Origin of the sequence: Phytohabitans sp. LJ34 (assembly GCF_052068095.1) — a bacterium.
Taxonomy (GTDB): Bacteria; Actinomycetota; Actinomycetes; order Mycobacteriales; family Micromonosporaceae; genus Phytohabitans.
On sequence record NZ_JBQHDG010000020.1, the window covers coordinates 86,392 to 99,158 of the forward strand.

Annotated in this window: 10 protein-coding genes; 4 read left to right on the forward strand and 6 right to left on the reverse strand. The window is 70.9% G+C overall.

What is annotated here, in order from left to right; all coding sequences use genetic code 11:
• The first annotated feature begins 73 nt into the window (after nucleotides 1-73).
• The 3 genes from ACTMTJ_RS31820 (at nucleotide 74) to ACTMTJ_RS31830 (ending at nucleotide 1,900) form a co-directional block, all read left to right on the forward strand.
• Nucleotides 74-715, forward strand: a complete 642-nt coding sequence (locus ACTMTJ_RS31820; RefSeq protein ID WP_441222339.1) for a maleylpyruvate isomerase family mycothiol-dependent enzyme — start codon at nucleotides 74-76, stop codon at nucleotides 713-715.
• Nucleotides 716-782: 67 nt separating this feature from the next.
• Entirely contained in the window at nucleotides 783-1,496 is a 714-nt protein-coding gene (locus ACTMTJ_RS31825) for a Clp protease N-terminal domain-containing protein (RefSeq protein ID WP_441222340.1), read from the forward strand.
• A 74-nt stretch (nucleotides 1,497-1,570) separates the two neighbouring features.
• Nucleotides 1,571-1,900 carry a TfoX/Sxy family protein gene (locus ACTMTJ_RS31830; RefSeq protein WP_441222341.1) on the forward strand — a complete coding sequence of 110 codons (330 nt, stop codon included), beginning with the start codon at nucleotides 1,571-1,573 and terminating at the stop codon, nucleotides 1,898-1,900.
• On the opposite strand, the gene ACTMTJ_RS31835 is transcribed toward ACTMTJ_RS31830, so the two are convergent.
• Nucleotides 1,845-3,155: a hypothetical protein gene (locus ACTMTJ_RS31835; protein WP_441222342.1), complete on the reverse strand. Its 1,311-nt coding sequence runs from the start codon at nucleotides 3,153-3,155 to the stop codon at nucleotides 1,845-1,847. The genes ACTMTJ_RS31830 and ACTMTJ_RS31835 overlap by 56 nt on opposite strands.
• A 1-nt stretch (nucleotide 3,156) precedes the next feature.
• Nucleotides 3,157-4,857 (reverse strand): sulfatase, encoded by a 1,701-nt coding sequence (locus ACTMTJ_RS31840; RefSeq protein WP_441222343.1) that lies wholly within the window; start codon nucleotides 4,855-4,857, stop codon nucleotides 3,157-3,159.
• A 100-nt stretch (nucleotides 4,858-4,957) separates the two neighbouring features.
• Between ACTMTJ_RS31840 and ACTMTJ_RS31845 the strand changes: the two genes are divergently transcribed.
• Nucleotides 4,958-6,895 (forward strand): alpha-glucuronidase, encoded by a 1,938-nt coding sequence (locus ACTMTJ_RS31845; RefSeq protein ID WP_441222344.1) that lies wholly within the window; start codon nucleotides 4,958-4,960, stop codon nucleotides 6,893-6,895.
• Here ACTMTJ_RS31845 and ACTMTJ_RS31850 read toward each other — a convergent pair.
• From ACTMTJ_RS31850 to ACTMTJ_RS31865, 4 genes are read right to left on the reverse strand one after another with little or no spacing between them, the layout of a single operon-like run.
• Nucleotides 6,889-8,910, reverse strand: coding sequence for a beta-galactosidase (locus ACTMTJ_RS31850; RefSeq protein ID WP_441222345.1), 2,022 nt, complete (start codon nucleotides 8,908-8,910; stop codon nucleotides 6,889-6,891). The genes ACTMTJ_RS31845 and ACTMTJ_RS31850 overlap by 7 nt on opposite strands.
• Nucleotides 8,907-9,596, reverse strand: coding sequence for a DUF624 domain-containing protein (locus ACTMTJ_RS31855; protein WP_441222346.1), 690 nt, complete (start codon nucleotides 9,594-9,596; stop codon nucleotides 8,907-8,909). Before ACTMTJ_RS31855 ends, ACTMTJ_RS31850 begins: the two co-directional genes overlap by 4 nt.
• Nucleotides 9,593-11,116: a GH39 family glycosyl hydrolase gene (locus tag ACTMTJ_RS31860; protein WP_441222347.1), complete on the reverse strand. Its 1,524-nt coding sequence runs from the start codon at nucleotides 11,114-11,116 to the stop codon at nucleotides 9,593-9,595. The genes ACTMTJ_RS31855 and ACTMTJ_RS31860 overlap by 4 nt, the downstream gene beginning before the upstream one ends.
• A gap of 2 nt (nucleotides 11,117-11,118) precedes the next feature.
• Complete coding sequence (locus ACTMTJ_RS31865; RefSeq protein ID WP_441222348.1) at nucleotides 11,119-12,762, reverse strand: ABC transporter substrate-binding protein; 1,644 nt, start codon at nucleotides 12,760-12,762, stop codon at nucleotides 11,119-11,121.
• Nucleotides 12,763-12,767: the final 5 nt, after the last annotated feature.

Below are 12,767 nucleotides of genomic sequence, written 5' to 3' on the forward strand. Positions count from 1 at the left end.
CTTGACACATGGTCAGAGTATCTGATTAAAGTAGTCAGAGATTCTTACTAAATCTCTGCGCTGGAGGGTCGCCATGGACAGCGAGGAGAGCTGGCGGGTGATCGCCGGGCAGCGGCGGGCGCTCGCCGACCTGCTGGAGGGCCTGTCGCCGGACGAGTGGGAGCGGCCGTCGCTCTGCGCCGGCTGGCGGGTCCGCGACGTCGCCGCACACATCGCGATGGCGCCTCAGGTGCTGAGCGTCCGCACGATGGCGGTGGAGGCGCTGCGGGCGGGCGGCCGCTTCCACCGGCTCAACCACGATGTCGCCGTGCGGCACGCCGAGAGCCGGCCGACCGGACGCCTGGTCGCCGAGCTGCGCGAGCACGCCGACTCCCGCCGGCTGCCGGTCGTCACCAGCTACCGCAACATCCTGTTCGACATCCTCGTCCACGGTCAGGACATCGCGGTGCCGCTCGGTCGCGCCCACCCGATGCCGCTGGCCGCCGCGAGCGCCGGCGCATCCCGCGTGTGGTCGATGGGCTGGCCGTTCTGGGCTCGCCGGCGGCTGCGTGGCGTGCGGCTGGTCGCCACCGACGTCGAGTGGTCCGCCGGGGCGGGGGCCGAGGTGGACGGTCCGATCGGCGCACTGCTCCTGCTGCTCACCGGCCGCGTCAGCACCGCCCTGCCACACCTGACCGGCCCCGGCGTGCCCACTCTCGCGCGTGCCGCCGCCTAGCGATGGTCACCTCGACATCGTCAACTTAGGGTTGACGATGTGCTCGCGTCAACTTAGGGTTGACGGCATGACGACGCCAACCATCAAGCTCGACGAGCTCATCGCCGCGATCAAAAACGTGCACAGCGAGCCTCTGGAGCAGCTCACCGACGCGGTCCTCGCCGCCGAGCACCTCGGCGAGGTCGCCGACCACCTGATCGGTCACTTCGTCGACCAGGCCCGCCGCTCGGGCGCCTCGTGGACCGACATCGGCAAGAGCATGGGGGTCACCAAGCAGGCGGCACAGAAGCGGTTCGTGGCAAAGGGCGAGCCGTTCACCATCGACCCGGACGAGAGCTTCCGCCGGTTCACGCCCCGCGGCCGCGTTGTCGTCCTCGAGTCGCAGGAGGCGGCCCGGTCCGCGGCCAACCCCACCATCGGACCGGCACACATCGTGCTCGGCCTGCTGACCGAGCCGGAGGCGTTGGCGGCCAAGGCGATCGTTGCCCAAGGTGTACCCCTGGATCGGGTCCGGGAGGCGGCGACCGCGGCCCTGCCGGCGGGCGGCGACCCGGTCGAAGGCCCGATCCCCTACGACAGCGAGGGCAAGAAGGTCATGGAGCTGACCTTCCGGGAGGCGCTGCGGCTGGGGCACAACTACATCGGCACCGAGCACCTGCTGCTGGCACTGCTGGAGCACGAAAACGGCAGCGGTGTGCTTTCCGACCTCGGCGTCGGCAAGGACGCGGCGGAGCAGGAGATCGCCACGCTGCTGGACGCGTCCCGGCGTGGGCAGGGATAGACGCAGCTACGCCCCCGTCCGAGGGCGGCGTCGTCCGGGCCGTGCAGCGGCACGCGTTCTGCGAGGATGCCGGGATGGCCTACGACGAAGATCTTGCCAATCGGGTCCGCGAGCTTGTCGGGCGGGAGCCGGTGGTGGAGAAGCGCATGTTCGGCGGGCTTGCCTTTCTCGCGCGCGGCAACATGGCGGTCGTCGTGCGGGGCAAGGGCGGGCTGATGGTGCGCGTCGACCCGGCTGAGTCCGGCGACCTCCAGGCCCGGCCGGGTGTCGACGCGATGGTGATGCGTGATCGCGAGCTGGCCGGCTGGCTCGTGGTGGAGCCGGCGCGGCTGGCGCTGGACGCCGACCTCAAGGAGTGGGTGGACCGGGGCTTCGCCTACGCGAAGACCCTCCCCGCGAAATGACCCCCGAAGCCCACGCGACGAGCCGCGAAGCCCACGTAACGAGCCCTGGAGCCCGCGAAACCAGCCGCGGCGTCCACGGCAACACGCCGACCGCCAGCAGCAGCGACAGCATGGGGAGCGCCCACCACCAGGGGATGCCGGCGGGAGGCGGGTCTCGCGGGGCGGCGACCCACGGCCGGGCTGTCTTCGACCAGGCCAGAAACGCGTCGCCGATGGGGAGCAGGCCGAGCGCGTACCGTTTGGTGCGCGGCGTGTCGATCGGCGCGCCGGCCACCTCGCCGTAGTTGGCCAGCGCGCCGGCGAGCCGGGCGTCGCCGTGCACCTGGGCGGCGCCGATCGTGACGACGGTCGCGGAGAGGCTGACGCCGAGCGGCAGCGGTCCCGAGTCGACGTCGCCGGGGCCGTCCATGCCCTTCGGGTACTCCCGCACGGCCGGCCCGAGGCCGAGCGGCCGCACCACGTACCGGTCGCGGAAGCGCAGGTACTGCTCGGCCGCGAAGGCCGGGTCGATCTCCACCAGAAAGCGGTGGATCACGCTCTGCGAGGTCCCTCGGGCCACCTCCTGAGGCTCGCCGGTCGCCGGGTCGACGCGGTGCGGCATCAGGCCGGTACGCGGATCGAGGCGCTCGCGCACGCCGGCGAGCCAGCGCGACACCGTGCCGGCGAAGCGGGGTGGCAGCAGCGTGTCGTGCAGCCGCAGTGACGCGACCGCCACGGTGGAGTCGACCGGCCAGGCCTGTGCCGGGTAGGCGGTCAGGTACGGCGAAGCCGCACCGTCGAACGCGGCACCCAGCGCGGCCGAGTCGTCGGCGAAGCGGCGCAGCTCAGCGGGATCGCGGTCCAGCGTGATCAGTCCGCCGCGCAGCCAGTTGGTCCAGCCGCGGTAGAAGACGCCGTACTCCGGCGTGAGGCCAGGGCTGAACGGCTCGCGGCCGGCCGGCGACTCCAGCCGGGCCAGCGCCCAGCGCGCCTCCCGTGCCGCCTCCGCCCGCCCGCCGGCCGGGCCGCGGTGGCCGAGTTCGACCCAGCTCAGCCCGTACAGCACGTGCGCGAAGTAGTACCCCTCGGGAAACAGCTCCTGCGCCCGCTCGCCCGCGCCACCAGCCAGCTCCGCGCGGAGGAACGCCAGCTGGCGGCGTACCCCGAATGGCTCGTCGGACGTGCCGGCCGTGACCGGCACGACGAGCCGGGCCACGCCGACCAGCGCGGCCAGGCTGACCACGACGGCGGCCAGCCGGCGCGACAACCGCCACATGTCAGCGGGGCGTGCTGAACGTGCTCAGGAACTTGTCGCGGAACGTGTCCATCCGCCAGACCGGTGCCTTCGGGGCGGGCTGGAGGCCCTCGCTCCAGCGCCAGCCCGCGATCCGGTCCAGCACCGCCTGGTCGCGGGTGACGATCGTGATGGGAACGTCGCGGGTGGCGCCGCCGCCGGTGAGCAGCGGTGCCGGCTGGTGGTCGCCGAGGAAGATCAGCACCAGGTTGTCGTTGCCGTAGCGTTCGACCCACTGGGTGAGCGCGGTGAGCGAGTACTCGAGGGACTGGCCGTAGGCGGCGCGGGTGCGGTCGGTGTCGCCCCACACCTTGTCCGAGGGTTCGGCGGCGTCGTGGATGGGGCCGTAGACCGAGCCGTCGCCGACGTCGTTCCAGTCGATCATGTGGGGCAGCGGCGCCCACGGCGCGTGGCTCGAGGTGAGCGGCATCTCGGCGAACAGCGGCCCGCGCTCGGCCCGGCCGTACTCCAGCCGCTGGAACGCCGAGAGCGTGTACTGGTCGGGCATCGTCGCCAGGGCGAACGGCGGCCCCTGGTAGCCGACGTTCTTGGCGTCGTAGACCTGGTCGTACCCGTAGAAGCGCCCCTCCGGCCAGGCCTGCGTGACGCCCGGCATCATGCCGACCGTGCGCCAGTCGGCCCGCCGGAAGGCGCTGCTGAGCGTGAGGCGGTCGCTGGAGACCAGCGAGCGGTACCGCTTTTGGTTGTTGATCCAGAGGCCGGAGTTGAGCGTCGCGTGCGCCAGCCAGCTGCCCCCGCCCGCCGTCGACGAGGTGAGGAACGCGCTGCGCGAGTCGAAGCCGGCAGCGGTGAGGCGGCGGGCGCCGTCGGCGAGCACCGCGTCGACCCTCGGCGCGTACAGCGGGTCCTCGATCGCGTCGCGGCCGTAGCTCTCGATGAACGTGAGCAGCACGTCCTTGCCGCGCAGCGCGGTCAGCAGCTGGTCGCCGGGCGTGTTCCGGAACGCGTCGACCGCCGCCTCCGCCTCGAAGGCCTCCTGGTCGCGCAGGCTCGCCCGGATCTGGGCCGCGTGTCCGCGCATGAGGCCGGCGGTGTCGCTGGCGGCGACCGGCGCGTCGGAGACCACGTGCGCGCCCAGCGCGGCGCAGACGAACCACGCGAGAGCCAGCGCGGCGGCGGTGCGCGTGGCGGTCTGCCGGTGCGTCACCACCTGGCGGGTCGCCCGCAGCACCGACAGGATCATCAGCACGACCACGGCGATGACCAGGAGCACCGCACCGACGACCGCGGCGATCGCGCCGGCCTTGCCGATCGCCTGGGTGAGGAAGACCACCGCGGGGTCGAAGAGGCTGACGTCGAAGATCGGGTCGAAGGGCCGGTCGAGCACCGAGTAGAAGCCGATGTCGACGACCTTCAGGATCGTGACGAGGCCGAGGCCCGCGCCGCCGGCGACCGCCACCACCCGGCGCGGCCGGGGCGGCAGGGCGAGCAGCACCGCCACGCCGAGTACGGCCTCGACCGGGATCCGGAGGAACGTCCACGGGCTGACCTTGGCCAGCTCGTTCGGGAGCAGGAGCGCACCCACCACCAGTAGCCAGGCCAGCACGGTGACGGCATGCCTCACGACCCGGCGCGTGCGGGCGAGCCTCGGCGGCCTGCTGGGCTCCCGCACCGGTGCCGGCGCGGTCGAGGCGGGCTCTACCTGGGCCGTCAACGTCCGCATGACAACTAGAACGGCCGTTTGACGGGAACAGTTCAGCGCCTCTCCGCGCCGCGAGACGCTTCCGGTAAATTTACGGAACAGTCTGATCGGGGAGGTATCCGTGAGCACCGATGACCTCGACGGCGTGCACCCGGCCTGGCTGCCGCCGGAGGCGTTCCGGGCGATAGCCGCGCGCCAGGTGCGGGTGGCGGGCACCGGCCCGCTGGTCGAGACGGTGCGGGCGGAGGTGACCCGCGCCGGAGCCACCATCGCGGAGGACGCGGAGCTGGTCCTCGGCTTTGCCGGCGAGGTGGGCTCGCTGGGTGACGAGGGGTTCGCCCTCTCCCGGCGCGATGGCGTGACCACGGTGCTGGCCGACGCGCCGGCCGGCCTGCTCTACGGCTTCTTCCACGTCGTGCGGCTGGGCGAGGCGGCGTTCACCGGCGACCGGCCCGTGGAGCGGCATGTGCCGGCGATGCGGCGACGGATGCTCGACCACTGGGACCACGTCGACGTGCACCCGGTGATGGGCCAGGTGGAGCGCGGCTACTCGGGCGGCTCGATCTTCTGGCGGGCCGGCGCGGCGCGTGACCTGGCCCGGGTGCGGGCCTACGCGCGACTGCTGGCCGCTGTCGGAATCAACGCCATCTCCGTCAACAACGTCAACGTCCACGCGACCGAGGCGAAGCTGCTCACCGAGCGCCTCGGTGACGTCGCGGCGATCGCCGACGTGCTGCGGCCGTACGGGATCCGGGTGCACCTCTCGGTCAACTTCGCCGCACCGGTCATCCTCGGCGGGCTGCCCACCGCCGACCCGCTCGACGAGGGTGTGCGCGCCTGGTGGGCGGAGGCCACCCGCCGGGTGTACGAGGCGATCCCCGACTTCGGCGGCTACGTCGTCAAGGCCGACTCCGAGGGCCAGCCCGGCCCGTTCGGGTACGGGCGCAGCCACGGGGACGGCGCGAACGCCCTCGCTGACGCCCTGGCGCCCTTCGGCGGCGTCGTGCACTGGCGAGCGTTCGTCTACAACCATCGGCAGGACTGGCGAGACCGCTCCACCGACCGGGCACGCGCCGCGTACGACCACTTCGCGCCGCTCGACGGCCAGTTCCGCGACAACGCGATCCTCCAGGTCAAGTACGGCCCGATCGACTTCCAGACCCGCGAGCCCATATCGCCGGTCATCGCCGCGATGCCCGCCACCGCCGTGGCGGTCGAGCTTCAGGTCACGCAGGAGTACACCGGACAGCAGCGGCACGCGTGCTACCTCGGTCCGATGTGGAGCGCGATACTCGGCTTCCCGCTGACCGAGGCGGCGGATGTCGCCGGGCTCGCCAAGGAGGTCGTCGCGGTCTCGAATGTCGGCGACGATCCATTTTGGACCGGTCACCCGCTCGCACAGGCAAACCTGTACGCCTTCGGCCGCCTCGCCTGGGATCCGGCGCTCGACCCGGTGTCCATCCTGGACGAATGGATCGACGTGACGCTCGGGACGGAGGTCGACCGGGAGGCGCTGCACGCGATCCTCGACGACTCCTGGCGTACCTACGAGTCGTACACGGCGCCGCTGGGCGTCGGGTTCATGGTGCGGCCGGGTCACCACTACGGCCCGGACGTCGACGGATACGAGTACACGCCCTGGGGCACGTACCACTTCGCCGATCGCGACGGCGTGGGCGTCGACCGCACCCGGGCGACCGGCACCGGCTTCACCGGGCAGTACCCCGAGCCGTGGTCGGACGTGTACGAGTCGCTGGAGCGGTGCCCCGACGAGCTGCTGCTCTTCTTCCACCACGTGCCGTACGGGCACGTGCTGCGGAACGGCTCGACGGTGATCCAGCACATCTACGACACGCACTTCGCCGGGGCCGAGCGGACCGTCGAGATGCGGCGGCTCTGGGAGCGGCTCGCCGGTCAGGTGGACGCCGGCCTCGACACGCGCGTCCGCGAGCGCCTCGACGAGCAGGTGCGTTCGGCGGCGGAGTGGCGCGACCAGGTCAACACGTACTTCTACCGCAAGTCCGGGGTGCCCGACGCGAAGGGCCGCCGCATCTACTGACGCAGCACCATCACGCCGCGCGGGTCCAGCCGGATCACCTGTCCGATGTGGACCCGTGCGCCGGTGAGCAGGTCGACGCCGCCCGCCCGGGCCACCACCTCGACCGGCTCGGTGTTGTGGTTGAGCAGGAAGAGCAGGTGCGTGCCGTCGCGGGTGACCCGCACCGCGGTCTCCAGGTCTGGCACGTCCGGGTACGGGCCGCTCAGGTTGTGCCAGTCGAGCACCTGCCGGACCACCCACGAGACGCCGGCCTGGTCCAGCCCGGCGGCCACGTACCAGCCGTAGCCCGCGCCGAACACGTTGCGGGTCACGGCGGGCGTGCCGGCGTAGAAGTCGGCCTCGTAGGTGCCGACCACGTCCGCGCCCTGCGGGATCACCAGCTCGAAGAGGAGCCGCGCGTCGACGACCGGGCCGTTGTCGAAGCGCACCGGGTTGACGAACTCGGGGCCGCGCGCGTCCCACTCGTCGACGCGCACGCCCATCAGCGGACCCAGCGGTCCCGGCACGTCCATGAGGAACGCGTTGTCGTCCTCGTCGACCCGCGCGGACAGGAACGTGGTCACCACCGAGCCACCGCGGCTGGCCACCTGCTCCAGCCGCTCCGCCAGGTCGCCCTTGACCATGTGCAGGGCCGGCGCGATCACCACGTCGTAGCGGGACAGGTCGGCGGTCACCGGCACCACGTCGACGTCGGTGCCGGCATCCCACAGCGCCTTGTGGTACGTGAGCACGACCTGCTGGTACCGGACCAGGCGGGAGGGCCCGTCGGAGAGCTCCAGCGCCCACCAGCTGTCCCAGTCGAAGAGCAGGGCGACCCGGGCCGGCGTACGTGCGCCGAGCGTGACGCCGCCCAGCCGGTCGAGCTCCGCGCCGAGCTCGGCGACCTCGCGGAAGACCCGGGTGTCCGACCGGCTGCCGTGGCCGATGACCGCGCCGTGGTACTTCTCGCAGGCGCCCCGGGACGCGCGCATCTGGAAGAACAGCACCGCGTCGGCACCGTGCGCCACCGCCTGCCAGCTCCACAGCCGCATGAGTCCGGGCCGCTTGAGCGGGTTGACGTCGCGGGAGGCGGTGTAGCTCGGCGTCTGCTCCATCAGCCAGAACGGCTGGCCGTCCTTGAGCCCGCGCATCAGGTCGTGGGTGAGCGCCATCCGCGCCTGCGACGTGTCGTCCGGCGGATAGTTGTCCCACGAGGCGAAGTCGAGGTGCTCCGCCCAGCGGTGATAGTCGATCGGCCGGAACATGCCCATGAAGTTGGTGGTGACCGGGGTGTCCGGGTCGGACTCGCGGATCGCGGCCTTCTCGTCGCGGAAGTTGGCGAGCATGGCGTCGGACATGAACCGTAGGTAGTCGAGCGTGATGCCTTGGAACGCGGTGTGGCCGGGCCCGCGCCAGTGCTCGGTCAGCGCGGACGGCGGCTCGACCTCGTCCCAGTCGGTGAACGTGTGCGACCAGAACGTGGTGTTCCAGGCGGCGTTCAGCCGGTCCAAAGTGGAGTAACGCGCCCGCAGCCAGTCGCGGAATCCGGCCGCGCACAGGTCGCAGTAGCAAGCGCCGCCGTACTCGTTGCCGACGTGCCAGGCGATGACGGCCGGGTTGCCGGCGTACCGCTCGGCGACGCGGCGCGCCATCTCCGCCGAGAGGCGGCGGAAGACGGGCGAGCTGGGGCAGGCGTTGTGCCGCTGCCCGTACCGGTGGCGCCGCCCGTCGAAGTCGGTGCGGTTGACCTCCGGGTGGGCCTTGGCCAGCCAGGGCGGGAGCGCGCCGGTGCCGGTGGCGAGGCAGATCTGCCGGCCTTCGGCGGCGGCCCGCCCGACGATCCGGTCGAGCGTGGTGAAGTCGTACACGTCGGGGGCCGGCTGGCTCTGTGCCCAGATGAAGACGCCGAGCGTGACCGTGTCGATCCGGGCCGTGTCGAAGAGCTCGTAGTCCTGCTTCCACACCTGCTCGGGCCACTGCTCGGGGTTGTAGTCCCCGCCGTACGGCACCTTCGACGTAGCGGGCAGGGCGCTCATGCGGTGAACTCCTCCGTGATCTTGTTGATCATCGGTCGGGAGGTTAACAGCAGCACGAGCGCGAAGACCGAACCCAACAGCGCGACCACGGCCTCGGAGGTGGCCGCGGTGAGAAGGCCGGTCAGCACCAGCAGGCAGGCGTTGCCGAGCGTCACTCCCGGCGTGCGGGCGATGAAGAGCAGCGCGAGCCGGGCGATGTCGATGGTCCGAAACGAGAACAGCGAGGTGATCACCAGGGCGTTGCCGAGCCAGAGGGTCACCACGATCCCGATCGCGACGAGCAGGCCGGCCCACCACCCGGGCACGCCCGCGGCGCCGAAGTTGGCCAGGCTCATGCCGATGAGAGTCAGCCAGACCAGGCAGGGCACCCAGATCCGGAGGCTGCCCAGGAAGTTGAGCCGGTATCCGCGCCAGAACGCCGCCGCCGGGTGCAGCTCGGTGAGGTCGTCGCTGCGGTTGCGCAGCGCGTACAGGGCGGCGGACAGGGCCGGGCCGAGCGGGATCGCACACGCGGCGAAGAGCGGGATGTTGGACCGGTCCGCGGCGAGCAGGAGGAGCGGCACCAACCCCGGCAGGGTGGTGAGCAGGATGAGCAGCTCGACGACGAGCAGCGTGTAAATGAACGCGGCGCCCTGCGACAGGGGGCCGTTGCCGAAGTGACGTTTGGCTCCAGCGAGCTCGCTCATCCTTCTTCCTCCCCGGTGCCCAGTAGCCGGTCGTCGTCCCACCACGGCGGGGTCTCGTCGGTGACGGCGGTGATCTCCACCAGCGTCACCTCGTGGCGGTCGAGGGTGAGGTCGAGGTCGACGCGCCCGCCCACGATCGGCAGCGCCTGATGGCGGCGGGCCGGCTCGGCCAGCTCGCGCAGCGCGTCGAGCTGCCGGCGGTCGGGGGAGCGCGGGCGGCCCATCGCGGACCACGCCGCCCAGGCGTTGCCCGCCTCGTCGCTGACCGACGAGCGCAGCGCGAACGCAGTCCCTTGTGGAGGGTCGAGCGGGATCGACAAGCTGACCGTGTGTCCGGCGGGCGCGGTGCCGAGGTCGGTGACGTCCACGGGTGCCCACGCCAGCACCGTCACGCGGCCGGTGGCGTCCCGGGTGACGAGGTGGTCGAGGCCGCGGGTCAGGAGCAGCTCGCCCATGCGCGCCATGAACGCGTACAGGTGGTACGTCGGCTTTTTGACCTGGCGGTGGGCGAGCAGCCCGAAGCCGCCGTGCAACAGTGCGGTCGGCACACCCACCTCCTCGAACACGTCGCTGAACGTCCAGTACGAGAAGGAGTCCACCAGGTCACCGCCGGCGGCCAGCACCGGGGCGAGGTAGGCGGCGTTGAACGCGGTGTCGTGCACCGGGTTGTCCGGCCGGTAGGACGAGTTGAACTCGGTGATGTGCACCGGCAGGCCGGCCAGTGCGGTGCCGCGCAGCTTGCGTCCCGGCCGGGCGAACTGTTCCAGCAGGCGGCTCGACGGAGCCAGCCGCTGGTACGTGCCGAACGGCACGTGCTGGGCCGGTCCGGAGGTGTACGCGTGCTGGCTGACGAAGTCGATGGGCACGTCGCGTGCGGCGACGAAGTCGGCGAAGCGGAGCAGCCAGTCACCGGCGTCGGGGGCGAGGGCCGGGCCGCCGACCTGGAGCCCGGCGTCGACCTCCTTGACGGTGTGCGCGGTCAGCTCGTACAGGCGGTGGTAGGCGTCCTGGTCGGCGCCGGCCCAGAACTCCTTGAGGTTGGGCTCGTTCCACACCTCGATCGGCCAGCCGCGCACCTCGTCGAGCCCGTAGCGGTCGACGAGGTGGGAGATGGTCGCGCGGACCAGGTCGGCCCACTCGGGCCAGGAGCGCGGCGGCGTGACGTTGCCGTCCCACCAGAAGACGGTCTGCTCGCCGGAGGCCAGCTCGGCGGGCATGAAGCCGAGCTCCAGGAACGGCTTGACGCCGAGTTCGAGGTAGGCGTCGACGACCTGGTCGACGTAGGTGAACGCGTGGTGCACGCGGCGGGCGCCCCGGTGCTCGAACGGCCGGTAGACGCCGACGCCGTCACTGAGCAGGCCGTGCCCCCGGATGTGGCGAAAGCCGATCTCGCGCTGGACCAGCGCCAGCGAGTCCTGGTAGTCGCGGCGGAGGGCGAGCTCGAACCGGCCGGTGCCGACGCAGTGGCGCCAAGCGCCGGACAACCGGCCGGTCGAGTCTTTCGGTACGGAGACCCGCACGGTCAGCCGTGTTCCTTCTTGTAGCGTTCGTACGCCTTCTGCTGAAGCTCCATGTACTGGTCCATGTTCTTGCTCTTCAGCTCGGTCAGGTACTTGTCCCACTCGGTGAGGGGCCGCTGGCCGAGGATGAAGCGCAGGGTCTGCTGCTCGATGTAGTCGCGCAGCGCGGTCTCCCACAGCGTCGCCTGCTCGCGCTCCTCGTCGTTGAACGGGGCCGGCGGTGGCACCACCCACGGCGCCGCCGGACGGGCGTTCAGCACCTTCTGGTACTCCTGCTCCTCCGGCGAGAAGAACGCCTGCACCAGCTCGGGCTTGCCGCCGTAGGCGAACACGCCGTTGTAGAAGCCGAAGTCCTTCTGGAGGTGCTTGGGCGCCTTGGGGTGCAGGCCGACGACGTTGACGCTGTCGACGATCTGCGGCTTGCCCGAGGCGTCCTTGGTGTAGGTCACGCCCTCGACGCCCAGCTTGGCGAACTCCTGACCGGCGTCCGAGTAGAACAGCCAGTCGATGAGCTGCATCATGGCCACGAAGTTCTTGTTGTCCTTGGCCTTCGTGGAGATCATGACGCCGTTCTCCAGGCGGCTGGCGGGGTTGACCTCACCGGCCGGCCCGACCGGCAGCGGGATCTTCTTCATCTGTGCCTTGGGGTTCTTCGAGAGATCCGCCCGGTAGTCGTTCACGAGAGCCTGCGCGTTACCAGTGATCACGAACGACTTGTCGGTGGCGATCTTCGAGCGCGCCTGGTCGTCGGTCTGGGTGAAGCTCTCCGGGTCGAGCAGCTTCTCCGACACGAGCTTGTTGAGGAAGGTGACCCACTCCTTCCACTTGTCGCTGGCGGCGGTGTAGAAGAACTTGCCGGCGGATGCGTCCCACCTCGCGTGCTCGAAGCCCCAGCCGCCCGGAGCGCCGTAGGACGAGCCGAGGATGTTGTACAGGTTGCCGGTCGGGCGGGGCTGGCTGTACCGGTCGGTCATCGGGTAGACGTTCGGGTACTTCGCCTTCATGGCCTTGAGCATCGTGTAGACCTCGTCCCAGGTCTTCGGCTCCTGTAGGCCGAGCTCCTGGAGGATGTCGGTGCGGACGACAAGGGAGTAGTCCTGCCACGCCTTCTCGTGCACGCCGGGCAGCAGGTAGTACTTGCCATCCGCCTGACGGAGACCGTCGATCTCCGGCCCGAGGTTCCACTTCGCGATCTTGTCCTTGTAGTTGGGCATGAGATCGATGTAGTCGCTGACCGGCAGGATCGCGCCGGAGGAGACGAACGCGTTCTCCGACGGGTGGTACGTCTTCGGGATGATCAGCGGGGCGTCGCCGGCGCTGATAAGCACGCTGCGCTTCTGCTCGTAGTCGCTTCCCGGCACCGCGACCTGATCGAACGTGACGTTGGTCCGCTTCTCCAGCTCCTGCCAGAAGAGCCAGTCGGGCTTGACCGGGTAGTTCGCGTTGTTGAGGAGGAGGATCGAGAACTTCACCGGCTCGGTCGCCTTGAACTGCTCGCCGACCTTGAAGTTCTCCATCGCGCCGGACCGGTTCGCGGAGAGCTCCTCGGCCGGGTCGCTGTCGTCACCGCAGGCGGCGAGGCCCAGCGTGAGAGCGAGCGCGCTGGCCGTGGCGGCCACCACGCGACGCCGGGATAGTAGGAACATCGCAC

What these genes read in the sequence shown, in the direction of transcription:
- ACTMTJ_RS31830 (WP_441222341.1), top strand. Translation starts at nt 1,571, where the DNA reads ATGGCCTACGACGAAGATCTTGCCAATCGGGTCCGCGAGCTTGTCGGG.
- ACTMTJ_RS31855 (WP_441222346.1), bottom strand. Translation starts at nt 9,596, where the DNA reads ATGAGCGAGCTCGCTGGAGCCAAACGTCACTTCGGCAACGGCCCCCTG.
- ACTMTJ_RS31840 (WP_441222343.1), bottom strand. Translation starts at nt 4,857, where the DNA reads ATGCGGACGTTGACGGCCCAGGTAGAGCCCGCCTCGACCGCGCCGGCA.
- ACTMTJ_RS31850 (WP_441222345.1), bottom strand. Translation starts at nt 8,910, where the DNA reads ATGAGCGCCCTGCCCGCTACGTCGAAGGTGCCGTACGGCGGGGACTAC.
- ACTMTJ_RS31825 (WP_441222340.1), top strand. Translation starts at nt 783, where the DNA reads ATGACGACGCCAACCATCAAGCTCGACGAGCTCATCGCCGCGATCAAA.
- ACTMTJ_RS31865 (WP_441222348.1), bottom strand. Translation starts at nt 12,762, where the DNA reads ATGTTCCTACTATCCCGGCGTCGCGTGGTGGCCGCCACGGCCAGCGCG.
- ACTMTJ_RS31820 (WP_441222339.1), top strand. Translation starts at nt 74, where the DNA reads ATGGACAGCGAGGAGAGCTGGCGGGTGATCGCCGGGCAGCGGCGGGCG.
- ACTMTJ_RS31835 (WP_441222342.1), bottom strand. Translation starts at nt 3,155, where the DNA reads ATGTGGCGGTTGTCGCGCCGGCTGGCCGCCGTCGTGGTCAGCCTGGCC.